Below are 22,932 nucleotides of genomic sequence, written 5' to 3'. Positions count from 1 at the left end.
ATACGGGGGAACCCGGCCGGGGCCTGGGCCGTGTGCGCCAGGGCGCACACGGCCCCCTCACGGTAGGTCCGCCCCGAGATCACCGCGAGCCGCGGAACGCGGCTCCTGTCCGGAATGCGCGACGGCTTGGTGCACGGAAGCACGGACCGGCGCACACATCGCCGTCAGCCGCCCGCCCGTAGCGTCCGGGACGGCGACTCGCCGAACTTCTCCCGGTAGCGGGCGGCGAACCGCCCCTGGTGGGCGAAGCCCCAGCGCCAGGCCACCTCGCTCACGGCGGCCTCGTCCGGCGCCGCCCGCCGCAGTTCCTCGTGGACCCGGTCGAGCCGGACCTCCCGCACGTACGCCATGGGCGACATCCCGACGTACTCCCGGAAGGACTCCTGGAGGCGGCGCACGCTGACCCGGGACAGGGCGGCGAGCTCGGTGGTGGTGAACGGGTGCTCGGGGTGCTCCCGCACCGCGTCCATCGCGCGTTTGACCGGGGCAGGTCGCCGCGGTTCCCCCGGGTGGGCGAGGTCCTCGCGCCAGGGGTGCTCGGCGGCCAGGAGCAGTCCGTTGAGGAGCGCTTCCTGGAGCGGACGGGCCACCAGGTCGTGCGTGGCGAGCCCGTCCCCGGCGAGCGCTTCGGCGGCGACCTGCCGGGCGAAGCGCACCCAGCTCAGACCGGGGCCGCGCGTGATGTCCAGGCGGGGCTCGAAGGCGAGGGGGGCGCGCACCGCCCGGCCCGTCAGCCGTTCGAGGCGGTCGCGCAGTTCGGCCGCCCCGACCTTCACGGACAGGGTCCGGCAGTCTCCGCTCCAACGGTCGAGGAAGGTGTCCCCCGTCGGGTCGAGCAGCAGGGCCTCGTCCGGTGTCGCGACGATCCGGCCGCCACCGCCCTGGCGCATCTCCATGGTGCCGCTCAGCGGGGCGTTGAGGTGGTAGGCGCCGAGCTCCCCGAAGCTCATGCGCACGTCGGCACCGCAGCTGAGGTCGCCGATGACCAGCGGCCCGAGCGCAACGGTGTCGAAGCGAGCGGCGAAGGGGCGCCGGTCCCGGTCGACGACGGTCATCCGGTTGGCGTAGTAACGCGCGTCGAGTTCCTCCCGCGCCTCGTCCACGTCCGCCGTCCGGAACGAGTTCGCCCCCACGGTCCCCGCGCGCTCCGCGGCCCCCACAGCACCCATGGTCCGAAAGGATATTCATGCGCCGGATCTGGGCATGAACCGCGGGATGCCCGGTATCGGCGCAGGTGCGACGGTTGGCGGTCGGAAGGCGGGCGCATCACCGGAGTGGCCGAACCGCCCGTCGTCGGGGAACGGCGGAGGGACCCGGTTCGTTAGCCGTGGCATGACCGCTATGACCCCCGGCTCGAACATCCCTCTCACCGCCGCGCGCGTGGCGGTGGACGTGGCCGCCCCCGTGCGGCTCGACGTTTCGGGCCTGCTGCTCAGCGCCAACGGCAAGGTGCGCTCGGACGACGACTTCATCTTCTACAACCAGCCGGCCGGGCCCGGCGTCGCCTACCGTTCCGGTGGCGGGGCGGCCCCCGACGCGATCGTGGTGGACACCGGCGCCCTCCCGGCCGGGATCGAGCGGATCGTCGTCACCGCGAGCCCGGACACCGCGGGCCAGACCTTCCAGGGCATCGAGCCCACGGCCACCATCCGGAACGCGGACGACGGCACCGTGCTCGCCACCTTCACCCCGCCCCGGCTGGCGACGGAGACGGCACTGGTGGTCGTCGAGATCTATCTGCGCAACGGCGCCTGGAAGGCCCGCGCCGTGGGACAGGGGTACGCCAACGGGCTGGCCGGCATCGCCACCGACTTCGGCGTCTCGGTGGACGAGGAGCCCGCTGCCGCTCCCGCTCCCGCCCCGGCGCCCGTCGCCCCGCCGGTGCCGCCGGTGCCGCCGGTCGCTCCGATGGACCCGCGCGTCGCCGCCCCGGCACCTCCCGCACCCCCGGCCCCCGTCTCCACCGGCAAGATCAACCTCGACAAGGGGCGGGTCAGCCTCCAGAAGAACCAGACGGTGTCCCTGGTCAAGGGCGGTCGTCCGCTGCTGTCGCAGGTGAAGATGGGCCTCGGCTGGGAGCCCGCCTACCGGGGCAAGGACATCGACCTGGACGCTTCCGTCATCGCGTACGGCCCGCAGCGCAACCACTTGGACAGCTGCTACTTCGGCAAGCTGACCATCCTGGGCGGATCGATCCGGCACTCCGGCGACAACCTCACCGGCGAGGGCGCGGGTGACGACGAGGTCATCACGGTGGACCTCGGCCGCCTCCCCGCCGACGCCACCGGCCTGGTCTTCACGGTCAACTCCTTCTCCGGTCAGAAGTTCACCGAAGTGGCCAAGGCCTATTGCCGTCTGCTGGACGCCACCACGGGCGAGGAGCTGGTCCGCTTCGACCTGACCACGGCCGAGCCACAGACCGGCGTGATGATGGCCAAGTTGATCAAGCAGTTCTCCGGCGAGTGGGAGATGACCGCCATGGGCGAGTTCGTGAAGTCGCGGACCGTCCGCGGGATGGTGAAGCCGGGCGCCCAGGCGCTGTGAGCGATCGTGCCCCCGGAGGGGCACGCCGGGGCCCGGGTGCGGGCTGAGCACCGGACGGGCGCGGAGCACCGTCGGGTCCCGGCAGCTCCTGGGACCGGCGGCGGAGGTCGCCGGTCCGGGACGGGCTACGGAACGGGCGGGGCCGCGGGCGCTCCGGCCTCGGCGACGGGTGCGGGGATGCCGGTGACGTCGGCCACCTCCACCGCTTCGTCGGCGAGTCGTTCGAGCGCTGCCCAGATCTCCCGGGTGACCCGCACCGCGGCCTCCGGATCACCCGCCGCGCACGCCTCGATGAGTTGGGCGTGCAGCTCGACCGATCCGCAGCTCCCGGCGTCGCCGAAGAGCCGCCGCTCGACACGGCGGATCAGCGGGGTGTAGCGGGCGATCGTGGCGGCGGCGGCGTGATTGCCGCTGGCCACGACGAGCACTTGGTGGAGCTCGTCGTCAGCGTCCAGCGCGGCTTCGACGTCGGAGGCGCGGACGGCCGCCGCGAAGCGCTCGTTCGCCTCGCGCATGGCCCGGACGCCCTCGGGGCTGAGCAGCGGCACGCCGGTCCTGGCGGCGAGTTCGTGCATCACGCGCACCACCGAAGCCGCGTCCCGGACGATCCGGCTGACCGGCCGGGTGACCCGGGTGTAGCTCTGCGGCTTGGAGTCGACGAGCCCCTCGTCGCCGAGTCGGGCCAGGGCCTCGCGCACGGGTGTGCGGGAGAGCCCCAGCCGATCGGCGAGCTCGGCGTCCGTGAGCGGGGCGCCGGGCTGGAGGTCGCCGCGCACGATGGCCTCGCGCAGCGCCTCGTAGGCCCGGTCACGCAGCAGGGTCCGGCCCACGGGCCGCAGTGCGTCCATGGATTGACATGTTAAATGTCAATCCATGGACGGACCAGGGTCGATTTCGGCCTCAGCGGCGGGGCTGGCGACGCCAGGGGCCGGTGATCGCGACCATGATCCCCGGGTTCTGGATGTTGGCGAACAGCGTGTCGCCGTCGGGCGAGAAGACGACTCCGGTGAACTCGCTGTCGTTGAGGTCGTTGCGGGCGATCGGGTACGTGCGCCCCGAGTCGGTCGCTCCGAAGAGGTGCTGGACGCCTTCGCCGTCCTCGGCGATGACGAGCCCGCCGTACGGCGAGACGGTGATGTTGTCGGGGCCGTCGAAGGCGCCGTCCTCGTCCGGGGTGGTGTTCACGCCGAGGAGCACCTTGAGGGTCAGGGTGCGGCGCTTCGGGTCGTAGAACCAGACCTGGCCGTCGTGCGAGGCGCCGGGGCTCTCGTCGCGCGCGTAGGAGGAGACGAAGTAGGCGCCGCCGTCGGCCCACCACATCCCCTCCAGCTTGCGGGACCGGGTGACCTCGCCGTCCGTGAACTGCTTGCGGATGGGGGTGGTGCGGGCGTCGCGGTCGGGGACGTCCACCCAGTCCACGCCGTAGACGGTGCCGATCCGCGTGGCGCGGGACAGGTCGTCGACGAAGCGGCCCGAGGAGTCGATGCACTTGAAGGCCTGGAGCGCGCCGGCGTCGTCGGCCAGGGTGCGGAGCTTCCCGCGCCCGTGCTCGAAGCCCTGCGGCGGCACCCAACGGAACAGCAGTCCGTTGGGGCCGGACGCGTCCTCGGTGAGGTAGGCGTGGCCGCGCTTGGGGTCGATCACCACGGCCTCGTGGGCGTAGCGGCCGAAGGCCTTGATCGGCTTCGGGTCACGGTTGGCGCGGGCGTCGCGCGGGTCGACCTCGAAGACGTAGCCGTGGTCCTTGGTCATGCCGTTCTTGCCGGCCAGGTCCTCGGTCTCCTCGCCGGTCAGCCAGGTGCCCCAGGGGGTCCGACCGCCGGCGCAGTTGGTGGAGGTGCCGGCGATGCCGACCCATTCCGCGACGGTGCCGTCGCGGTGCACCTCGACGACCGTGCAGCCACCGGACGCGGCCGGGTCGTAGACGAGGCCCTCGGTCAGCGGGACGGGGTGCTCCCACCTGCTACGGGGCCCCTTGAGCTCGTGGTTGTTGACCAGGTAGGTGGCGCCGCGCGGCCCGGCGAAGGCGGCGGTGCCGTCGTGGTTGGAGGGGGTGAACTCTCCGGACTCCAGACGGGTCACGCCGCTGTGGGTGATGACGCGGTAGGTGAATCCCTCGGGCAGGGCCAGCATCCCGTCGGGGTCGGCGACCAACGGCCCGTACCCGAGCGCGTGGCCGTGCCCGTGCCCGTGGCCGTGCGCCTGCGGCTCGTCGGACGCGAGGGCCTCGGGCGCGGTGGCGAGGGCACCGACGACGCCGGTGAGGGCGAGGCCCGCGCCGGCGACGGCGGACTGCTTGGTGAACTCTCGGCGGTTGAGCGGCATGGTGGTGGGATCTCCCTTGGTGGCCGAATCTCGCGGGCCACCCTCCCGCGCCTCCACGAACACCGCCTGAACTCCGCGGGAACACCGGCCGGGCGTCACGCGCCGGTGCTCCCGTGCGCCCCTTCGCACCGGCGCGGTCTCCGGACCGCCCGGACCGGCCCGTTGCCAGGAGCTCCGGGAGCGGTGGGGCCTCCTCCCCCGGACCCGTACTCCGGGAGGCTCCCCCGGCCCCTTGCGGGCCCGGCGCCCCGTCGAGGCCGAAAGGTCCCTCTCCGTCAGGAGCCGGAACGGGAGCGGGCCTTGAAGGCGGCCTTCCGTGCTTCCTTGGCCGCCGCCTTGTCCCGGTGCAGCCGGCCCATCGCCTCCAAGACGTCCGCGGTCGACGGGTGTTCCACCCGCCAGGCCGTCTCGAAGAAGCCGCTGTGCCGTCCGGTGAGGCCTTCGATCAGCTCCTGGAGCTCCTCCAGGTCGTCGCTCGCATCGAGCTGGGCCGCGATCGTGTCGATGGCGAGCCAGAAGACCATCGACTCAGGCGGCGCCGGCACGTCGGCCGCTCCGTGCTCCGCGAGCCAGACCCGTGCGAGGCCGCCGAGTTCGGCGTCGTCCAGGACTTCCCGCACGGCGGGCTCCGCCTCGGCACCGACCAGGGACAGGGTCTGCTGGCAGTGGAGCCGGCGGAGCGGGGAACCCGCGTCGACACCGCGCGCGGCGTGCAGCAGCTCGCGGGCCGCGTCGAGCGCGTCACGGCCGGCCAGCCAGGCGGCGGTCTCCTCGCGGGCGGCGACCTGCGGGTAGTCGGCGATCCCGTCGAGGAGCACGTCCGCGCCCTTGTCCGCCAGGTCGCCGACCGCGGGCGCGTCCACGCCGGCCTCCAGCATCCGGGTCCGGATGCCGTAGAGCCCGAGCGGGGTGAGGCGGACCATGCCGTAGCGGGTGACGTCCTCGTCGTCGAGGGGCGGCGCCGGCTCCTCGCCCTCTTCGGCCATCAGGGCCTCGTCGACCGGCTGGTACTCGACGAGCCCGATCGGTTCGAGCAGCCGGAACTGCTCGTCGAGGCGCATCATCGCGTCCGAGACCTGCTCCAGGACGTCGTCGGTCGGTTCGCCCATGTCGTCGGGGACGACCATCGAGGCGGCGAGCGCGGGCAGCGGCACGGGCCCCTCGCCGGGGCCGCCCTCGCTGACGGTCAGCAGGTAGAGGTTGCCCAGGACCCCCTCCAAGAACTCGGCCTCCGCCTCGGGGTCCCAGTCGAGCCCCTCGATGTCGATCTCGCCGTCCTCCCCGACGATCGCGTCCAGGTCGTCGATGACGGGCGCGACGGCGTCGGCGAAGACCACGTCGAATCCGTCCAGCCAGAGCCCGAGGACGTCCTGGGGCGAACCGCCCGTGACCAGGGGGAGGTTCTCGCCGGGGCCGGCGCGCCCGGGAACGTCGGCCTCCTCGCCCTCCTGCCCGTCCACGACGGCGACGAGGCCGGTGTCGACGGCGAGCCGCCAGGCGTCACCGGCCCAGATCTCGCCGTCCTCGTCGTCGGTGAGGCCCAGGACCTCGACGGCCTCGGGAAGCTGTTCGTCGACGAGTTCGCCGCCCGCGTCGACCCGGGTTTCGGGTCCGGCCCAGCGTGCGAGCCGCACCGCGTGGGAGAGGAGGGGGGCGGCCAGGGCATCCCGCGCCAGTTCCGCGTCCGCACGCAGCCGAACGGGGGGAAGGGTGGGGTGCTCTGACATCGGATGTGTCTCCTCGACGCGTACGAAGCGAAAGGTGGGTGGGGCTCGGAGAGCCGTCCTCAGCGTAGACGCATCCGGCACCCCGTCCGTCGATTCACGGAGCCGTCAGCCTTCGTACACCCGTCGACCCTTGACAAGTGCACCTCTATACAAAGAGATTGACGCGCGTAGATTCATCTGTCGATCCTCCAAGCACCCTCGGAGCCCCTTGATGTCTTCCTCCATACCGAGATTCGCCGCGGTCTCCGCCGTCGTCGCCTCCGCCCTCGCCGCCGGCCTCCTCGCGGGTTCGTCCAGCGCCGCCGCCGAGGACGCCGCCGGCGTCCGCATCCACGACATCCAGGGCACGACGCGCGTTTCGCCCCTCGTCGGCAAGCAGGTCACCGGCGTCACCGGCATCGTGACCGGTGTCCGCACCTACGGCTCGCGCGGATTCTGGATGCAGGACCCCGAGGCCGACGCGAACCCCGCCACCAGCGAGGGCATCTTCGTCTACACCGGTTCCGCCCCCACCGTCTCCGTCGGCGACGCGCTCAGCGTGAACGGCACGGTCACCGAGTACGTCCCCGGCGGCCTGAACTCGGGCAACCAGTCGCTCACCCAGCTTTCGAGGCCCGTCATCACCGTGGTCTCGCAGGGCAACCCGGTCCCGGCCCCCGTGACGATCTCCGGCTGGTCGGTGCCCGATGCGTACGCCCCCGAGGGCGACCCGGCCGCGGGCGGCTCGATCAACGGCCTGACCCTGGACCCCGAGCGGTACGCCCTGGACTACTACGAGTCCCTGGAAGGCACCAACGTCCGGATCGGCCCCTCGCGCGTGGTCGGCGCCAGCAACGCGTACGCGGAGCTCTGGGTGACGGTGAAGCCCTGGGAGAACCCCAACTGGCGCGGCGGCACGGTCTACGGCTCGTACGAGTCCCAGAACACCGGCCGGCTCAAGGTCCAGTCGCTGACCCCGCTGGCCCAGCAGCCGTTCCCCGCGGCGAACGTCGGTGACCGGCTGAGCGGCCCCACCGAGGGCCCGCTCGACTTCAACCAGTTCGGCGGCTACACGCTGACCGCGCGCACCCTCGGCACGGTCGCCGACCGCGGTTTGAGGCGCGAGACCACGGCCAAGCAGCACAAGAACGAACTGGCCGTGGCGACCTACAACGTCGAGAACCTCGACCCCACGGACCCGCAGGAGAAGTTCGACGCACTCGCGAAGGCGGTCGTCGAGAACCTCTCCTCGCCGGACATCGTCGCCCTGGAGGAGATCCAGGACAACAACGGCGCCAAGAACGACGGCACGGTCGCCGCCGACGTGACGGTGGAGAAGTTCACGGACGCGATCGTGGCGGCGGGCGGCCCGGCCTACGCGTGGCGCGCGGTCGACCCGGAGAACAACCAGGACGGCGGTCAGCCCGGCGGCAATATCCGTCAGGTCTTCCTCTTCAACCCCGAGCGGGTCTCCTTCACGGACCGTGCGGGCGGCGACGCGACCACCGGCACCGCGGTGACGGGGACGAAGGGCCGCCCCGCGCTGACCCTCTCCCCCGGCCGCATCGACCCGGCGAACGCCGCCTGGGAGGACAGCCGCAAGCCGCTCGCGGGCGAGTTCGTCTTCCGCGGCCGGACGGTCTTCGTGATCGCCAACCACTTCGCCTCGAAGGGCGGCGACGAGTCCATCGTCTCCCACCACCAGCCGCCGAGCCGCTCCTCCGAGACGCAGCGACTGCTCCAGGCCCAGGCCGTCAACGCCTTCGTCAAGGACATCGTCGCGGTCGACAAGCAGGCCGACGTCCTGGTCCTCGGTGACATCAACGACTTCGAGTTCTCCGGGACGACGCAGGCGCTGACCGACGGCGGCGTGCTCTACCCGGCCGTGAAGTCGCTGCCGCGCAGCGAGCGCTACTCGTACGTGTACCAGGGCAACAGCCAGGTCCTCGACCAGATCCTGACCAGCCCCGGCGTCCACCACTTCACCTACGACAGCGTCCACATCAACGCGGAGTTCGCCGACCAGAACAGCGACCACGACCCGCAGGTCCTGCGTTTCCGCCCGTAACCGCGGAACCGGTGCCCGGTCACGCGCCCGCGTCGAGGCTCAGCGCGGGCACGTACCGGTGCACCCGGCTGCCGACCAGCCCGGGGCGGCGGAACAACCGCTGCCAGGCTTCGTGGAGCGGGGCGTGCACGGCCTCCCACGCGACGTGGGCCGGCACGCCCTCCCACTCGGTGAAGCCCAGGACGCGGGTGTCGTCCACGGACCGGTGGAAGTGCGCACCGATCCCGCCGGGCACCGAACGGGTCCCGTCCTCGCCGGCCAGTGCGGCGACCGCCGCCTCCACCCAGGCGTCCTGCCGGTCGGCGTCCGGCCCCTCGAAGTCGACCTCGACGACGGCGACCGCTCCGGGCACCGCTGCGGCACCGTCCCCACTGAGGACGGCGCTCCGGTGGGGCGGGGCGTAGCGGTGCAGGGCCACCCGCTCGATGCCGGGAACGGCGGCGTCGATCTCGGCGTTCCGGTCGTCGCGGTGGACGCGGACGAACGCGTCGTAGGCCTCCTGGTCCGTCCACTGCGAGTAGTGCAGGAGCGTGTCCTCGTCCGTCCCGACGTAGACGCTGTACGAGAGCAGCCTGGGGTCGGGCCAGTCGCGCCTCTCCCAGGCGGTCCGGATGGCCTCGATCGCGGCCTGCTGCCGGGCGGCGGTGCCGACGCTCCAGGTGCTGGCCAGGACGGCGCCGAGGGTCGGACGGTAGAGGTCGGGGCGGGCGTCGGGACGGGCAACGGCATTCATGTGGAGGGCCTCCTGGGACGGGATCGACCGGATGCGGTGGATCCACCGTCCTCCCTCAAGCGCGCTTGAGGTCAAGGAAGTCTTCCGTGGGAAACTCCGCATCATGATCCTTCGCCCTGCCACCCGCGCCGAACTGCCCGCCGTCCTCGCCCTGCTCGCCGACGAGGACGAGGTCCTGGACCCCGCATCGGTCACCGTCGGCGAGGCGCACGAGCGGGCCTTCGCCGCCATCGAAGCCGATCCGCGCAATGAGGTGCTGGTCCTGATGGAGGACGCGCTCGTCCTGGGGTGCCTCCAGATCACGTACATCCCGGGTCTCGGCAGGGGCGGCGCCGAGCGGGCCCTGATCGAAGCGGTGCGCATCAGGGCCGACCGGAGGGGCCGCGGACTCGGCCGGGAGTTGATGGAGCGGTCCGTGGCTCGTGCGGGAGACCGCGGCTGCACGCTCGTCCAGCTCACCAGCAACAAGAAGCGGACGAATGCCCACCGTTTCTACGCCTCACTGGGCTTCGCCCGCAGCCACGACGGCTTCAAACGGGCGCTCTGAGCGCCCCTTGACGGCAGACCCGACGGGACGGCCGACCAATCACCTCCGACGGGGCCGTCCGCCGGCCGCACCGGACGACCCAGACCCTTCACTTCCTCTTACGCTTCGGACCAAGAAGATCTAAGTAGACCTTCACCGTCCGTTCCCTCCAGACTTCCGGAATGAGCACTGCTTCCGGAACCACCTCCCCGCGCCCCTTCGGTCGTGCCCTCTGCGCGATGGTCACCCCGTTCGACTCCACCGGGAAACTCGACCTCGGTGCGGCCGGGGACCTCGCCGTCCGCCTCCTCGCAGAAGGCTGCGAGGGCCTGGTCCTCAACGGCACCACGGGCGAGTCCCCGACCACCACGGACGCGGAGAAGGCCGCGCTCGTCCGGGCCGTCCGCGAGGCCGTCGGGCCGACCCCCTCGCTCCTCGCCGGCGTCGGCACCGCCGACACCCGGCACAGCGCACGACTCGCCCGACAGGCCGAGGAGGCGGGGGCGGACGGACTGCTCGTCGTCACCCCGTACTACAGCCGGCCGCCCCAAGCCGCCGTGGAGGCACACTTCCTGAAGCTCGCGGACGCGACCGAGCTGCCGGTGGTGGTCTATGACATTCCGGGCCGCACCGGCACCCGCGTCGAGCCCGCCACACTGCGACGGCTCGCCGAGCACCCGCGGATCGTGGGGGTGAAGGACTGCGCATGCGACCTGCTCGCCTCGGCCCGGTTGATCGCGGAGACGGGGCTCGCGTACTACTCGGGCTCCGAGGAGTTGAACCTGCCGCTGTACGCGGTGGGCGGCGCAGGCTACATCAGCACGGTGGCAAACGTGGCGCCCCGTCACATGCGTGCGGTCCTCGACGCCTTCGACGCCGGCGACACCGAGGGCGCCACCCGGACCCACGCCCGTCTCCTGCCCCTGACCGAGCTGATGATGGCTTCGGGACTGCCGGGCACGGTGACCGTCAAGGCGCTCCTCGGCGGCCCGGTGCGGGAGCCGCTACAGCCCGCCGACCGGGAGACGGTCGCTGCACTGCGGGCGGCGCACGGCGCCCTCATGGGGGCGTAGCCCCCTACGATGCGGCGGTGAACCCCCACGCGCTCGGAGCGCCCACCGGACGGGAACCCGCACCGCGCTTCCGTTGCGTCCCGCGTGCCCGCACGTTCCGCCACTCCCTGCGGGGTTCCGGGCGCACGGGGGTCGCGGGACTCCCGTGGCGCCGTGACCGCCCGTGGCCCGTCCCGAGCGCCCTCCTGCGGTGCTCATGCACGAGCGCCCTCCCGGGCCGTCCTCGGGCCGTGGAAGGGCGCTCACAGGTGATCACGCCAACGACCACCGGCAGCACGGCAGGAGGTCGGAGCCGCGATCGAGCAGGCAGCCGCGGGTCACGGCCGCCCGTCATCAGTTGTGGCTGTGCAGGATGTCGTTCAGCCCGCCCCAGACCGCGTTGTTCGGGCGGGCCTCGACGGCGCCGGTGACCGAGTTGCGGCGGAAGAGGATGTTGTCGCCGCCGGAGAGCTCGCGGGCCTTGACGATCTGGCCGTCGGGCATGGTGACCCGGGTGCCTGCGGTGACGTACAGGCCGGCCTCGACGACGCACTCGTCGCCGAGCGCGATGCCGACGCCCGCCTCGGCGCCGATCAGGCAGCGCTCGCCGATGGAGATGACGACGTTGCCGCCGCCGGAGAGGGTGCCCATGGTGGAGGCGCCGCCGCCGATGTCGGAGCCGTTACCGACGACGACGCCGGCGGAGATGCGTCCCTCGACCATGGAGGTGCCCAGGGTGCCGGCGTTGAAGTTGACGAAGCCCTCGTGCATGACGGTGGTGCCGGCGGCGAGGTGGGCGCCGAGGCGGACGCGATCGGCGTCGGCGATGCGGACCCCGGCGGGCACGACGTAGTCGGTCATCCGCGGGAACTTGTCGATCGACGTGACCTGGAGGTGCAGCCCCTCGGCACGGGCGTTGAGCCGGACCTTCTCGATGTCGTCGACGGCGACCGGGCCGAGCGAGGTCCAGGCGACGTTGGCGAGCAGGCCGAAGACGCCGTCCAGGCTCTGGCCGTGCGGCTTGACCAGCCGGTGGCTGAGCAGGTGCAGGCGCAGGTAGGCGTCGTGGGCGTCGAGCGGCTTCTCGTCGAGCGAGGCGATGACGGTGCGGACGGCGACCACCTCGACGCCCCGACGGGCGTCCACGCCGAGGGCCTTGGCGGCGCCCTCGCCGAGGGCGTTGACGGCCTCGTCGGGGGTGAGCCGCCGGGTGCCGGCGGGGCCGGGGGCGTCGGTCAGCTCGGGGGCGGGGAACCAGGTGTCGAGGACGGTGCCGTCGCCGGCGATGGTGGCGAGGCCGGCGGCGACGGCGCCGGTGGTGCGAGGAGCAGTGGTCATGACGGAAAACCTAACGGTCGGGCCCCTGCCCGGGCCAACCGGTCTCAGGTGTCGGTCGGGCGCGTGGGCGGTTTCGACGAAGTCCGGGACGGCCTTTTGGGGCCTTCCTTCAGGACGGTCGGGCCGGAAGGGGCGGCCCCCTCGCCCGACACCCGGGCGAGGATCCCGCGCGCGTACTCCTCGTCGTAGTCGTCGCCGGCGAGGAGGACCTGGAGGCAGATGCCGTCCATGAGGGCGGCCAGGGCGCGGGCGGTGACGGGATCGGTGCGGTGGGCCAGGGCCGCGGCGACCGACTCGGTCCACTCCGCGGCGACCGGACGCAGGGCGGGGCGGCGGAGGGCCGCGAGGTAGAGCTCGTACTCCAGCTCCACGCGGGCGCGTTCGCCGCCCAGCCACTCGCCCAGGAGCCGGGCGAGCCCGGCGGCGAGGCCGGTGTCCGGGTCGGCGAGGGCGGCGTCGCCGTGGAGCAGCCTTCCGAAGCCCTCGTTGGCCTTGCGGAGCGCTGCGACGAGGAGTTCGTCCAGGGAGCCGAAGTGATAGGTGGTGGAGCCGAGCGGAACATCGGCCTCGGCGGCCACCGTGCGGTGGCTCAGGCCGTCGATCCCGGCGCGCCCGACCACGACGAGCGCGGCGTCGACGATCCGCTCGCGGCGCTCGGGGTCGTACCGCCGGGCCCGTGCCATCAGTGCGCTCCGCCGAGGTTGAGGACGGCGACCCCGACGATGATGAGGACGATCCCGGCGACCTTGGCGGGGTTGAGGCTCTCGCCGAGGAAGAGGAAGCCGATCCCGGCGACGGCAGCGGTGCCGACTCCGGACCAGATGGCGTAGGCCGTGCCGACCTGGAGGGTCTTGAGCGCTTGGGCCAGGAGGGCGAAGGCGATGAGGTAGCCGGCGCCGGTGACGAGCGAAGGCCAGAATTTGGTGAAGCCCTCGCTGTACTTCATCGAGGTGGTGGCGAGTATCTCCGCCACGATGGCGCCCGCCAGCAGTCCGTAACCCATGCGTACGAGCGTACACAATCCTGCGTACGGGCGTACACAGGACGCCCGATACGGTGTCCCGCATGACGTATTCCCCAGGTCAGCCCCATGGTTACGGCTATCCGCCGCCCCCGCCCCCGAAGCCGGGCGTCATACCCCTGGCGCCGCTGAGCTTCAGCGACGTCCTGACCGGCGCCTTCACCACGTACGGCCGGTACTGGAAGCCGCTGCTCGGCGTCGCCGTCACCGCCTACGCCTCCGTCTTCGTGCTCCTCGGTCTGGCGGCGTTGGCCGCCTGGGGCGTCGTCGGCGACGACGTCCAGCGGCTCTTCGACCTGCCCGAGGGCCAGGACCCCGTCTTCGCCGACTTCCAGCCCCTCATCGTGGCCTTCGGCTGCCTCTGGACCTTCGCCATGGCCGCCTACGTGGTCTGCACCGGACTGGTCAACGCAGCCGTCCCGGCCGTGGTCCAAGAGGCGGTGCTCGGCCGCCCGATCACCTTCGCCACCGCCTGGCGGCGCGCTTGGTCCCGGCTCGGCGCGGTGGTCGGCGCGGTGTTCCTGACGATGCTGGCCGTGATCACTTCGATGCTGTTCCTCTTCGTCGGCTTCTCCGCCCTGATGGTGGCCCTGATCGCCGGCATCACGGCCTCCGCCGGCGACCACGCCGACGGCGGCCCCGGCATCGCGATCACCGGTCTGCTGTTCTTCCTCATCGCCCTCGCGATGGTTCCGCTGGCCCTGTGGATCATGATCAGGTTCAGCCTCGCCCCGGCGGTCGCCGTCATCGAGGGCCAAGGCGCGATGGCCTCCCTGCGCCGCTCCGCCGCCCTCGTCAAGGGATCCTGGTGGCGGATCTTCGGCTGCACCATCGCCACCGGCATCATGGTGGGCATCGCCAGCGGCATGCTCCAGCAGGTGATCACCCAGCTGGGCGTCCTCCCCGTGTCCACGGTGGACTTCGGGCAGAACCCGACCCCGGGCGAGGTCTTCGGCCTCATCGGCGGCGCCCTGGTGGCCCTGGTGATCGCCCAGCTCCTCGTCCAGGCCGTCGCGGCCCCCTTCCAGCCCCTCGTCTCCGGCCTCCTCTACGTCGACCAGCGCATCCGCAAGGAGAACCTGGCCCCGACCCTGGCCCTGACGGCGTCCGCGCCGACCCCCTGAACCACGGGCGGACACACGAGAAGGGCCGCACCCGGTGGGGTGCGGCCCTTCGTCGCGTACGGCGTCGGTCAGACGTTGAAGCCGAGCGCGCGGAGCTGCTCGCGGCCGTCGTCCGTGATCTTGTCCGGACCCCACGGCGGCATCCAGACCCAGTTGATCTTCAGCTCATTGACGATGCCGTCCGTCGCGGACTTCGCCTGGTCCTCGATCACATCGGTCAGTGGACAGGCCGCCGACGTCAGGGTCATGTCCAGCGTCGCGACGTTGGAGTCGTCGATGTGGATGCCGTAGATCAGGCCCAGGTTGACCACGTCGATGCCCAGCTCGGGGTCGACGACGTCGTACAGCGCCTCGCGGACCTCTTCCTCGGAGGCCGGCTTCATCGTGGCCTCGGCGTTCTCGGTCATGCCGACTTCCTCTCCGCGTCGCCCAGCACCTGGGCCGTCGCGTCCTTCCACGCCATCCAGCTGAGCAGCGCGCACTTCACACGGGCCGGGTACTTGGAGACCCCGGCGAACGCGACCGCGTCCTCCAGGACCTCCTCCATCGCGTCGTCGGGCTCGATCTGACCCTTCGACTGCATCAGCTCCAGGAAGGTGCCCTGGATCTTCTGCGCATCGGCCAGTTCCTTGCCGACGAGCAACTCGTTGAGCACGGAGGCCGAGGCCTGGCTGATGGAGCAGCCCTGGCCCTCGTACGACACGTCCGCGATGCGGGTGCCGTCGTACTTCACACGGAGCGTGATCTCGTCCCCGCAGGTCGGGTTGACGTGGTGCACCTCGGCGTCGCCGTCCCGAAGACCGCGCCCGTGAGGGTGCTTGTAGTGGTCCAGGATGACGTCCTGGTACATCGAATCCAGCTTCACGAGCGGTCCCCTAGCCGAAGAAGTTCCGGACGTGCTCCAGCCCCTCGACCAAGGCGTCGACCTCGGCCGGAGTGGAGTACAGATAGAACGACGCCCGCGTGGTCGCAGGAATTCCGTACCGCAGGCAGACCGGCCGCGCGCAGTGGTGGCCGACCCGGACCGCGATGCCCTGCTCGTCGAGGACCTGACCCACGTCGTGCGGGTGGATGTCGCCCAACGTGAAGGAGATCGCCGCGCCCCGGTCCTCGGCCGTGGTGGGGCCGATGATCCGCAGGTCGGGCACCTCCTGGAGGCGCCGGACGGCGTACTCGGTGATCGCGTGCTCGTGGCGCGCGATGTTCTCCATGCCGATCGCCGAGAGGTAGTCCACGGCCGCACCGAGGCCGACGGCCTGGGCGATCGGGGGCGTGCCCGCCTCGAACTTGTGCGGCGCCGGCGCATAGGTCGAGGAGTGCATCGAGACCGTCTCGATCATCTCGCCGCCGCCGAGGAAGGGCGGGAGGTCCTCCAGGAGCTCCTGCCGTCCCCACAGCACGCCGATGCCGGTCGGGCCGCACATCTTGTGGCCGGTGAAGGCCACGAAGTCGGCCTGGAGCGCCTGCACGTCCAGGACCATGTGCGGAGCCGCCTGGGAGGCGTCGATGCAGACGAGCGCACCGACCTCCTGGGCGCGGCGGATGATCGTCTCCACCGGGTTGACCGTACCGAGCAGGTTCGAGACCAGCGTGAACGAGACGATCTTGGTCTTCTCGGTGATGACCTCCTCGATGTTCGAGAGGTCGAGGCGACCGTCGTCGGTGAGGCCGAACCACTTCAGCTTCGCTCCCGTGCGCTGCGCGAGCAGCTGCCACGGAACGATGTTGGAGTGGTGCTCCATCTCCGTGATGGCGATCTCGGTCTCGTGGTCCACCCGGTAGGGCTCGTCGGCCCAGCCCAGCATGTTGGCCACGAGGTTGAGCGACTCGGAGGCGTTCTTGGTGAAGATCACCTCGTCGCGGCTCGGCGCGTTGATGAAGGCCGCGACCTTGTCACGGGACCCTTCGTACAGCGCCGTCGCCTCCTCGGCGACCGTGTAGACGCCGCGGTGGACGTTGGCGTTGTGCCGCTCGTAGTACTCGTTGAGGGCGTCCAGTACCTGCCTCGGCTTCTGCGAGGTCGCCGCGGAGTCGAGGTACACGATCTTCTTGCCGTCGTGGACCACGCGGTCCAGGAGCGGGAAGTCCTTGCGGATCGCCTCGGAGTCGAGGAGGCCGGTCAGCCCCTGATGGGCGGAAGTCACGCGGATGCGCCACCCTTCACGTACTTGTCGTAGCCCTCGTTCTCCAGCTGGTCGGCGAGCTCGGCACCGCCGGACTCGACGATGCGGCCGTTCGCGAAGACGTGCACGAAGTCGGGCTTGATGTAGCGGAGGATCCGCGTGTAGTGCGTGATCAGCAGGGTGCCGACCTCGCCGGTCTCGCGGACGCGGTTGACGCCCTCGGAGACGATGCGGAGCGCGTCGACGTCCAGGCCGGAGTCGGTCTCGTCGAGGATCGCGATCTTCGGCTTGAGCAGTTCGAGCTGGAGGATCTCGTGGCGCTTCTTCTCGCCGCCGGAGAAGCCCTCGTTGACGTTGCGCTCGGCGAAGGCCGGGTCCATCTGGAGCTGCTCCATCGCGGACTTGACCTCCTTCACCCAGGTGCGCAGCTTGGGCGCCTCGCCGCGGACGGCGGTGGCGGAGGTGCGCAGGAAGTTGGAGACCGAAACGCCGGGAACCTCGACCGGGTACTGCATGGCGAGGAAGACGCCGGCGCGGGCGCGCTCGTCGACCGACATCTCCAGGACGTCCTCACCGTCGAGGGTGACGGTGCCGCCGGTGACCGTGTACTTCGGGTGGCCGGCGAGGGAGTACGCCAGGGTCGACTTGCCGGAGCCGTTGGGGCCCATGACGGCGTGGGTCTCGCCCTGCTTGATGGTCAGGTCGACGCCCTTGAGGATCTCGCGGGGGCCGTTCTCCGCCTCGACGGAGACGTGCAGGTCGTGGATTTCGAGCGTTGCCATGGGTGACTCAGGACTCCTGGGTGACGGAGACGAGCACATCGTCCCCTTCGATCTTTACGGGGTATACGGGGACGGGGCGCGTCGCGGGAAGGCCGGAGGGCTTGCCGGTGCGCAGGTCGAAGCTGGAGCCGTGCAGCCAGCACTCGATCGCGCAGTCCTCGACCTCGCCCTCCGACAGGGAGACGTTCGCGTGCGAGCAGATGTCGTTGATCGCGTACACCTCGCCCTCGGTGTGCACGACCGACACCGGCGTTCCGTCGACCTCGACCCGCTTGGGGGTGTCGGCCTCCAGCTCGCTCAGCGCGCAGACTCGGACGAAGGCCATCAGACGGAGGCCTCCAGCTCGGCCTCGATCTTGGCGAGGAGACGCTCCTGGACGTCGGGCAGGCCGATCTGCTGGACGAGCTCGGCGAAGAAGCCACGGACGACGAGGCGGCGGGCCTCGGCCTCCGGAATGCCGCGGGACATCAGGTAGAAGAGCTGCTCGTCGTCGAAGCGACCGGTGGCCGAGGCGTGACCGGCGCCGGCGATCTCGCCGGTCTCGATCTCCAGGTTCGGCACGGAGTCGACCCGGGCGCCGTCCGTGAGGACCAGGTTCCGGTTGAGCTCGTACGTGTCGGTGCCCTCGGCGGCGGCCTGGATGAGCACGTCGCCGATCCAGACGGCGTGCGCGTCCTGGCCCTGCAGCGCGCCCTTGTAGGCCACGTTGGACTTGCAGTGCGGGGTGTTGTGGTCGACCAGGAGGCGGTGCTCCTGGTGCTGGCCGGCGTCCGTGAAGTACAGGCCGAAGAGCTCGGCCTCGCCGCCGGGGGCCGCGTACGAGACGCGCGGGTGGATGCGGACGACGTCGCCGCCGAAGGTGACGACGACCGACTTGAAGGAGGCGTCGCGGCCGACCAGGGCGTTGTGCTGGGCGACGTGGACGGCCTTCTCGTCCCAGTCCTGGACGGAGACGACGGTCAGCTTGGCGCCGTCGCCGAGGACGTAGTCCACGTTGGCGGCGAGCACCGCGTCACCGGTGTGGTCGATGACCACGACGGCCTCGGCGAAGGCGCCGAGCTCGATGACCTGGTGGCCGAAGGCGACCCCGCCGGCGCCGTGCACCAAGATGCGGATCGGCTCGGTGAGGACGGCCTCCTTGGCGACGGTGACGACCGAGGCCTTCTCGAAGGAGGAGTACGCCTGGGCGGCGACGCGGTCGACGGGCGTGCCGGCCTTGCCGAGGCGCTGGTCCTCGCGGCCGACGGTCTCCACGGTGACCCCCTCGGGGGCCTCCACCTCGACCTTGACGCCTTCCCCGGAGGAGACGGCGGTGCCGTCGTGGAGACCGCGCAGGCGCGCCAGCGGGGTGAACCGCCACTCTTCCTCGCGGCCGTGCGGCACCGGGAAGTCCGCGACGTCGAAGGACGGCGGGGCGCTCATGCGGGTGGCGACGGTGGACTCGGCGGCCACCGCGATCGAGCCCGCGGTGGTGGAGCCCGCGGGGATGTTCTGAGCCTCAGCCATGGCTGTCGTCTTGCTCTCTTCCTGCGTACGTAAAGAAAATCGGTCGCTGCTCGGGCGGCGGTGCGGTGCGGCTAGCCGACCGCGCCTTCCATCTGCAGCTCGATCAGCCGGTTGAGCTCCAGGGCGTACTCCATCGGGAGCTCCTTGGCGATGGGCTCGACGAAGCCGCGGACGATCATCGCCATGGCCTCGAACTCGGTGAGGCCGCGGCTCATCAGGTAGAAGAGCTGGTCCTCGGAGACCTTGGAGACGGTGGCCTCGTGGCCCATGGAGACGTCGTCCTCGCGCACGTCCACGTAGGGGTACGTGTCGGAGCGGGAGATCGTGTCGACGAGCAGCGCGTCGCAGAGCACGTTGGACTTGGCGCCCGGGGCGCCCTCGCCGATCTCGATGAGTCCGCGGTAGGAGGTGCGGCCGCCGCCCCGCGCCACCGACTTGGAGACGATGTTGGAGGAGGTGTTCGGGGCCATGTGGACCATCTTGGCGCCGGCGTCCTGGTGCTGGCCCTCGCCCGCGAAGGCGATGGACAGGGTCTCGCCCTTGGCGTGCTCGCCCATGAGGTAGACGGCCGGGTACTTCATGGTGACCTTGGAGCCGATGTTTCCGTCGACCCACTCCATGGTGGCGCCCTCGTAGGCGACGGCGCGCTTGGTCACCAGGTTGTAGACGTTGTTCGACCAGTTCTGGATGGTCGTGTAGCGGCAGCGCCCGCCCTTCTTCACCACGATCTCGACGACCGCGGAGTGCAGCGAGTCCGAGGAGTAGATCGGGGCGGTGCAACCCTCGACGTAGTGGACGTAGGCGTCCTCGTCGACGATGATCAGCGTCCGCTCGAACTGGCCCATGTTCTCCGTGTTGATGCGGAAGTAGGCCTGGAGCGGGATCTCGACGTGCACGCCCTTCGGCACGTAGATGAACGAGCCGCCGGACCAGACGGCCGTGTTCAGGGAGGCGAACTTGTTGTCGCCGACCGGGATGACGGTGCCGAAGTACTCCTTGAAGAGCTCCTCGTGCTCCTTCAGCGCGGTGTCGGTGTCGACGAAGACGACGCCCTGCTCCTCCAGGTCCTCGCGGATCTGGTGGTAGACGACCTCGGACTCGTACTGGGCGGCGACGCCGGCCACGAGGCGCTGCTTCTCCGCCTCCGGGATGCCGAGCTTGTCGTAGGTGTTCTTGATGTCCTCCGGCAGGTCCTCCCAGGACTCGGCCTGCTTCTCGGTGGACCGTACGAAGTACTTGATGTTGTCGAAGTCGATGCCGGAGAGGTCGGAGCCCCAGGTCGGCATGGGCTTCTTGTCGAAGAGGCGCAGACCCTTGAGACGCAGCTTCAGCATCCACTCGGGCTCGTTCTTCTTGGCGGAGATGTCGCGGACGACGTCCTCGTTCAGACCGCGCTTGGCCGCGGCGCCGGCCGCGTCGGAGTCGGCCCAGCCGTACTCGTACCGACCCAGGCCCTCGAGCTCGGGGTGGCTGATCTCGGTGGTCATGCGGGGTTCCTCCCGGCCGTGCTTGCGGATGCTGGTTCAGTGGTCTGCGGGGTGCCGTGCGGGATGAACGTGGTGCAGACGCCGTCACCATGCGCGATGGTGGCCAGACGCTGGACGTGCGTTCCCAAGAGGCGGGAGAAGAACTCCGTCTCCGCCTCGCACAGCTGGGGGTACTGCTCGGCTACGTGGGCGACCGGGCAGTGGTGCTGGCATAGCTGCTCGCCGACCGGCGCGTTCCGCGCAGTGGCAGCGTACCCGTCCGCGGTGAGGGCCTTGGCCAGTGCCGCGGTCCGGCGGGCGGGCTCGGCCGACTCGACGGCCTCGCGGTACGCACCGGCCTGGGCCTCGATCCGGTCGCGGGCGAAGGCGGCGACGGCCGCTTCCCCTCCGGCATTGCGCTCGATCCAGCGCAGCGCCTCGACGGCGAGGGAGTCGTACGACTGGTCGAAGGCGTCCCGACCGCAGTCGGTGAGCGCGAAGACCTTGGCGGGGCGACCACGGGCCCTGGTGCCGTAGACGCGCTTCTCGCGGGCTTCGACGACGTTCTCGGCGACCAGCGAGTCGAGGTGGCGACGGACGGCGGCCTGGGTGAGGCCGAGCCGTTCGGCCAGGTCGGCAACGGTCGACGGACCGTGGTCCAGGATCGACCGCGCGACCCGGTTGCGCGTGGAGCGCTCTCGGGTCGCGAGTTCCTCCGCCGGAGCCGCGCCAACGTTTTTCACAACGCCATTGTTGCGTAATTAATCGAGGAGTGACAAGCGGCGCCGGAGCCGACGGCGGTGCCATGCGTCACTCAGGTAAGCCTTACCTGACCTGCGGAAACGATCATTGATGGGATGAATGCGACGCCCCGCGCACCACGGACCCGCGCCGGCTCTCTAGACTTCCCGGCATGTCACACGAGTCCGTCGTCCAGGTCCGCGGCCTGGTCAAGCGGTACGGAAGCAAGACCGCCGTCGACGGCCTCGACCTCGACGTGCGGGCCGGCACCGTCACCGCCGTCCTCGGCCCCAACGGGGCCGGCAAGAGCACCACCGTCGAAACCTGCGAGGGCTACCGGAGGCCGGACGCCGGCACCGTTCGCGTGCTCGGCCTCGACCCCGTCGCCGACGCCGGCGCCCTGCGGCCCAGGATCGGCGTCATGCTCCAGTCGGGCGGCGTCTACTCCGGTGCCCGCGCCGACGAGATGCTCCGCCACATGGCGAAGCTGCACGCGCACCCCCTCGACGTCGACGCCCTCGTCGAACGGCTCGGCCTCGGCTCCTGCGGTCGCACCGCCTACCGACGCCTCTCCGGCGGTCAGCAGCAGCGCCTCGCGCTCGCCATGGCCGTCGTCGGCCGTCCCGAACTGGTCTTCCTCGACGAACCCACCGCCGGCCTGGACCCACAGGCCCGGCACGCCACCTGGGACCTCGTCCGCGAGCTGCGCTCCGACGGCGTGACCGTCGTCCTCACCACGCACTTCATGCAGGAGGCCGAGCAACTCGCCGACGACGTCGCCATCGTCGACGCCGGCCGGGTCGTCGCCCAGGGCAGCCCCGAAGAGCTGTGTCGCGGCGGCGCCGAGAACACCCTGCGCTTCACCGGACGCCCCCACCTCGACCTGGGCTCCCTGCTCAAGGCGCTGCCGGACGGGTCGGCCGCCGCGGAAACGCTCCCCGGCACGTACCGGATCACCGGCACCGTCGACCCCCAACTGCTGGCCACCGTCACCACCTGGTGCGCCCAGCACGGCGTCATGCCGGACGGCATCTCGGTGGAGCGCCACACCCTCGAAGACGTCTTCCTCGAACTGACGGGCAAGGAACTGCGGTCGTGAGCACTGGTACCCACTCCCCGCGGCCGGGGGCGGCCCCCGTCGGCCGGATGATCGCCGCGCAGACCGCCCTGGAGACCAGGATGCTGCTGCGCAACGGCGAGCAGCTGCTCCTGACGGTGATCATCCCCTCGCTCCTCCTGGTGCTGTTCTCCACCGTCGACGTCGTCGACACCGGCGCCGACGAGGCGGTCGACTTCCTCGCCCCCGGCGTCCTCGCCCTGGCCGTGCTGTCCACCGCCTTCACCGGCCAGGCCATCGCGACCGGCTTCGAGCGGCGCTACGGGGTGCTCAAGCGGCTCGGCGCCTCGCCGCTCCCCCGTTGGGCGCTGATGACGGCCAAGACGCTCTCCGTCCTGGTGACCGAGGTCCTCCAGATCGCCCTCCTGACGGCGATCGCCCTGGCGCTCGACTGGTCCCCGCGGGGCAACCCGCTGTCCGTGCTGCTCCTGCTGGCCCTCGGCACGGCCGCCTTCTCCGGGCTCGGACTGCTGATGGCCGGCACCCTGAAGGCCGAGGCCACCCTGGCCGCCGCCAACCTGGTCTTCCTCCTGCTCCTGGTCGGCGGCGGGGTCATCGTCCCGCTGGAGAGGTTCGGGGCCGCGGGCGACCTGCTCGCCCTGCTGCCGATCTCCGCCCTCTCGGACGGGCTCCGGGAGGTCCTGCAGAACGGGGCGACGATGCCGTGGGGCGACGCCCTCGTCCTGGCGGTCTGGGCGCTGCTGGGCCTCGGCGCGGCGGCCAGGTTCTTCCGCTGGGAGTAACCGTAAGGTTCCGTTCC

23 protein-coding genes are annotated in these 22,932 nt (G+C 71.1%); 7 read left to right on the top strand and 16 right to left on the bottom strand.

Annotated elements, in window-relative coordinates:
* Positions 1–164: 164 nt before the first annotated feature.
* Positions 165–1,169, bottom strand: coding sequence for an AraC family transcriptional regulator (locus tag ACFW22_RS01205; RefSeq protein WP_386397020.1), 1,005 nt, complete (start codon positions 1,167–1,169; stop codon positions 165–167).
* Between the two features lie 163 nt (positions 1,170–1,332).
* On the opposite strand from ACFW22_RS01205, the gene ACFW22_RS01200 reads away from it, so the two are divergent.
* A complete protein-coding gene (locus ACFW22_RS01200) occupies positions 1,333–2,544 on the top strand; it encodes a TerD family protein (protein ID WP_386397018.1) in 1,212 nt (403 codons plus the stop codon).
* A 125-nt stretch (positions 2,545–2,669) separates the two neighbouring features.
* On the opposite strand, the gene ACFW22_RS01195 is transcribed toward ACFW22_RS01200, so the two are convergent.
* The 3 genes from ACFW22_RS01195 to ACFW22_RS01185 form a co-directional block, all read right to left on the bottom strand.
* Entirely contained in the window at positions 2,670–3,392 is a 723-nt protein-coding gene (locus tag ACFW22_RS01195; protein ID WP_386397015.1) for a GntR family transcriptional regulator, read from the bottom strand.
* Positions 3,393–3,444: 52 nt separating this feature from the next.
* A complete protein-coding gene (locus ACFW22_RS01190) occupies positions 3,445–4,869 on the bottom strand; it encodes an alkaline phosphatase PhoX (RefSeq protein WP_386397013.1) in 1,425 nt (474 codons plus the stop codon).
* Between the two features lie 275 nt (positions 4,870–5,144).
* Entirely contained in the window at positions 5,145–6,596 is a 1,452-nt protein-coding gene (locus ACFW22_RS01185; RefSeq protein ID WP_386397010.1) for a hypothetical protein, read from the bottom strand.
* Between the two features lie 211 nt (positions 6,597–6,807).
* Between ACFW22_RS01185 and ACFW22_RS01180 the strand changes: the two genes are divergently transcribed.
* Positions 6,808–8,643, top strand: coding sequence for an endonuclease/exonuclease/phosphatase family protein (locus ACFW22_RS01180; RefSeq protein WP_386397007.1), 1,836 nt, complete (start codon positions 6,808–6,810; stop codon positions 8,641–8,643).
* Positions 8,644–8,662: 19 nt separating this feature from the next.
* Here the strand turns inward: ACFW22_RS01180 and ACFW22_RS01175 are convergent, their stop codons facing one another.
* Positions 8,663–9,376: an antibiotic biosynthesis monooxygenase gene (locus tag ACFW22_RS01175; RefSeq protein ID WP_386397005.1), complete on the bottom strand. Its 714-nt coding sequence runs from the start codon at positions 9,374–9,376 to the stop codon at positions 8,663–8,665.
* Between the two features lie 103 nt (positions 9,377–9,479).
* On the opposite strand from ACFW22_RS01175, the gene ACFW22_RS01170 reads away from it, so the two are divergent.
* A complete protein-coding gene (locus ACFW22_RS01170) occupies positions 9,480–9,923 on the top strand; it encodes a GNAT family N-acetyltransferase (protein ID WP_386397002.1) in 444 nt (147 codons plus the stop codon).
* A 161-nt stretch (positions 9,924–10,084) separates the two neighbouring features.
* On the top strand, positions 10,085–10,975 hold the full coding sequence (gene dapA, locus ACFW22_RS01165) for a 4-hydroxy-tetrahydrodipicolinate synthase (protein ID WP_386396999.1): 891 nt from the start codon (positions 10,085–10,087) through the stop codon (positions 10,973–10,975).
* Between the two features lie 333 nt (positions 10,976–11,308).
* Here the strand turns inward: dapA and dapD are convergent, their stop codons facing one another.
* From dapD to ACFW22_RS01150, 3 genes are read right to left on the bottom strand one after another with little or no spacing between them, the layout of a single operon-like run.
* Positions 11,309–12,292, bottom strand: coding sequence for a 2,3,4,5-tetrahydropyridine-2,6-dicarboxylate N-succinyltransferase (dapD, locus tag ACFW22_RS01160; RefSeq protein ID WP_386396996.1), 984 nt, complete (start codon positions 12,290–12,292; stop codon positions 11,309–11,311).
* A 44-nt stretch (positions 12,293–12,336) separates the two neighbouring features.
* The gene (locus tag ACFW22_RS01155) at positions 12,337–12,975 is read right to left on the bottom strand and encodes a TetR/AcrR family transcriptional regulator (RefSeq protein WP_386396993.1); all 639 of its coding nucleotides are present in this window, start codon (positions 12,973–12,975) and stop codon (positions 12,337–12,339) included.
* Positions 12,975–13,295: a DMT family transporter gene (locus tag ACFW22_RS01150; RefSeq protein WP_386396991.1), complete on the bottom strand. Its 321-nt coding sequence runs from the start codon at positions 13,293–13,295 to the stop codon at positions 12,975–12,977. The genes ACFW22_RS01155 and ACFW22_RS01150 overlap by 1 nt, the downstream gene beginning before the upstream one ends.
* Positions 13,296–13,357: 62 nt before the next feature.
* Between ACFW22_RS01150 and ACFW22_RS01145 the strand changes: the two genes are divergently transcribed.
* Positions 13,358–14,437 carry an oxidoreductase gene (locus ACFW22_RS01145; RefSeq protein ID WP_386396988.1) on the top strand — a complete coding sequence of 360 codons (1,080 nt, stop codon included), beginning with the start codon at positions 13,358–13,360 and terminating at the stop codon, positions 14,435–14,437.
* A 68-nt stretch (positions 14,438–14,505) separates the two neighbouring features.
* Here the strand turns inward: ACFW22_RS01145 and ACFW22_RS01140 are convergent, their stop codons facing one another.
* The 8 genes from ACFW22_RS01140 to ACFW22_RS01105 form a co-directional block, all read right to left on the bottom strand.
* Positions 14,506–14,844 carry a metal-sulfur cluster assembly factor gene (locus ACFW22_RS01140; protein ID WP_017238620.1) on the bottom strand — a complete coding sequence of 113 codons (339 nt, stop codon included), beginning with the start codon at positions 14,842–14,844 and terminating at the stop codon, positions 14,506–14,508.
* Positions 14,841–15,302 (bottom strand): Fe-S cluster assembly sulfur transfer protein SufU, encoded by a 462-nt coding sequence (gene sufU / locus ACFW22_RS01135; protein WP_386396985.1) that lies wholly within the window; start codon positions 15,300–15,302, stop codon positions 14,841–14,843. Before sufU ends, ACFW22_RS01140 begins: the two co-directional genes overlap by 4 nt.
* A 10-nt stretch (positions 15,303–15,312) precedes the next feature.
* Positions 15,313–16,581, bottom strand: a complete 1,269-nt coding sequence (locus tag ACFW22_RS01130; RefSeq protein ID WP_386396983.1) for a cysteine desulfurase — start codon at positions 16,579–16,581, stop codon at positions 15,313–15,315.
* Positions 16,578–17,342 carry a Fe-S cluster assembly ATPase SufC gene (gene sufC, locus ACFW22_RS01125; protein ID WP_041128637.1) on the bottom strand — a complete coding sequence of 255 codons (765 nt, stop codon included), beginning with the start codon at positions 17,340–17,342 and terminating at the stop codon, positions 16,578–16,580. Before sufC ends, ACFW22_RS01130 begins: the two co-directional genes overlap by 4 nt.
* 7 nt (positions 17,343–17,349) lie before the next feature.
* Positions 17,350–17,667, bottom strand: a complete 318-nt coding sequence (locus ACFW22_RS01120; RefSeq protein WP_030692512.1) for a bifunctional 3-phenylpropionate/cinnamic acid dioxygenase ferredoxin subunit — start codon at positions 17,665–17,667, stop codon at positions 17,350–17,352.
* Complete coding sequence (gene sufD, locus ACFW22_RS01115) at positions 17,667–18,848, bottom strand: Fe-S cluster assembly protein SufD (protein ID WP_386396979.1); 1,182 nt, start codon at positions 18,846–18,848, stop codon at positions 17,667–17,669. Before sufD ends, ACFW22_RS01120 begins: the two co-directional genes overlap by 1 nt.
* A gap of 71 nt (positions 18,849–18,919) precedes the next feature.
* Positions 18,920–20,335: a Fe-S cluster assembly protein SufB gene (sufB, locus tag ACFW22_RS01110; protein ID WP_386396977.1), complete on the bottom strand. Its 1,416-nt coding sequence runs from the start codon at positions 20,333–20,335 to the stop codon at positions 18,920–18,922.
* The gene (locus tag ACFW22_RS01105; protein ID WP_386396975.1) at positions 20,332–21,057 is read right to left on the bottom strand and encodes a helix-turn-helix transcriptional regulator; all 726 of its coding nucleotides are present in this window, start codon (positions 21,055–21,057) and stop codon (positions 20,332–20,334) included. The genes sufB and ACFW22_RS01105 overlap by 4 nt, the downstream gene beginning before the upstream one ends.
* 170 nt (positions 21,058–21,227) lie before the next feature.
* Here ACFW22_RS01105 and ACFW22_RS01100 point away from each other — a divergent pair, with 170 nt between their 5' ends.
* Both ACFW22_RS01100 and ACFW22_RS01095 read left to right on the top strand, forming a co-directional pair.
* A complete protein-coding gene (locus tag ACFW22_RS01100) occupies positions 21,228–22,154 on the top strand; it encodes an ABC transporter ATP-binding protein (RefSeq protein WP_386396972.1) in 927 nt (308 codons plus the stop codon).
* Positions 22,151–22,915, top strand: coding sequence for an ABC transporter permease (locus ACFW22_RS01095; RefSeq protein ID WP_386396969.1), 765 nt, complete (start codon positions 22,151–22,153; stop codon positions 22,913–22,915). Before ACFW22_RS01100 ends, ACFW22_RS01095 begins: the two co-directional genes overlap by 4 nt.
* Positions 22,916–22,932: the final 17 nt, after the last annotated feature.

The sequence above is a fragment of the Streptomyces sp. NPDC058872 genome (assembly GCF_042743065.1).
In the GTDB taxonomy this organism is placed as follows: domain Bacteria; phylum Actinomycetota; class Actinomycetes; order Streptomycetales; family Streptomycetaceae; genus Streptomyces.
Note: the sequence above shows the minus strand (reverse complement) of the source record. Positions and strands in the feature narration are given on the sequence as shown.

Bases quoted from the DNA above. Each gene is read 5' to 3' on its own strand.
- ACFW22_RS01185 (WP_386397010.1), bottom strand. From the start codon at position 6,596: ATGTCAGAGCACCCCACCCTTCCCCCCGTTCGGCTGCGTGCGGACGCG.
- ACFW22_RS01100 (WP_386396972.1), top strand. From the start codon at position 21,228: ATGTCACACGAGTCCGTCGTCCAGGTCCGCGGCCTGGTCAAGCGGTAC.
- ACFW22_RS01190 (WP_386397013.1), bottom strand. From the start codon at position 4,869: ATGCCGCTCAACCGCCGAGAGTTCACCAAGCAGTCCGCCGTCGCCGGC.
- ACFW22_RS01140 (WP_017238620.1), bottom strand. From the start codon at position 14,844: ATGACCGAGAACGCCGAGGCCACGATGAAGCCGGCCTCCGAGGAAGAG.
- ACFW22_RS01180 (WP_386397007.1), top strand. From the start codon at position 6,808: ATGTCTTCCTCCATACCGAGATTCGCCGCGGTCTCCGCCGTCGTCGCC.
- ACFW22_RS01150 (WP_386396991.1), bottom strand. From the start codon at position 13,295: ATGGGTTACGGACTGCTGGCGGGCGCCATCGTGGCGGAGATACTCGCC.
- dapD (WP_386396996.1), bottom strand. From the start codon at position 12,292: ATGACCACTGCTCCTCGCACCACCGGCGCCGTCGCCGCCGGCCTCGCC.
- ACFW22_RS01155 (WP_386396993.1), bottom strand. From the start codon at position 12,975: ATGGCACGGGCCCGGCGGTACGACCCCGAGCGCCGCGAGCGGATCGTC.
- ACFW22_RS01200 (WP_386397018.1), top strand. From the start codon at position 1,333: ATGACCGCTATGACCCCCGGCTCGAACATCCCTCTCACCGCCGCGCGC.
- sufD (WP_386396979.1), bottom strand. From the start codon at position 18,848: ATGGCTGAGGCTCAGAACATCCCCGCGGGCTCCACCACCGCGGGCTCG.
- ACFW22_RS01120 (WP_030692512.1), bottom strand. From the start codon at position 17,667: ATGGCCTTCGTCCGAGTCTGCGCGCTGAGCGAGCTGGAGGCCGACACC.
- sufB (WP_386396977.1), bottom strand. From the start codon at position 20,335: ATGACCACCGAGATCAGCCACCCCGAGCTCGAGGGCCTGGGTCGGTAC.
- ACFW22_RS01205 (WP_386397020.1), bottom strand. From the start codon at position 1,169: ATGGGTGCTGTGGGGGCCGCGGAGCGCGCGGGGACCGTGGGGGCGAAC.
- dapA (WP_386396999.1), top strand. From the start codon at position 10,085: ATGAGCACTGCTTCCGGAACCACCTCCCCGCGCCCCTTCGGTCGTGCC.
- ACFW22_RS01145 (WP_386396988.1), top strand. From the start codon at position 13,358: ATGACGTATTCCCCAGGTCAGCCCCATGGTTACGGCTATCCGCCGCCC.
- ACFW22_RS01170 (WP_386397002.1), top strand. From the start codon at position 9,480: ATGATCCTTCGCCCTGCCACCCGCGCCGAACTGCCCGCCGTCCTCGCC.
- ACFW22_RS01175 (WP_386397005.1), bottom strand. From the start codon at position 9,376: ATGAATGCCGTTGCCCGTCCCGACGCCCGCCCCGACCTCTACCGTCCG.
- sufC (WP_041128637.1), bottom strand. From the start codon at position 17,342: ATGGCAACGCTCGAAATCCACGACCTGCACGTCTCCGTCGAGGCGGAG.
- ACFW22_RS01195 (WP_386397015.1), bottom strand. From the start codon at position 3,392: ATGGACGCACTGCGGCCCGTGGGCCGGACCCTGCTGCGTGACCGGGCC.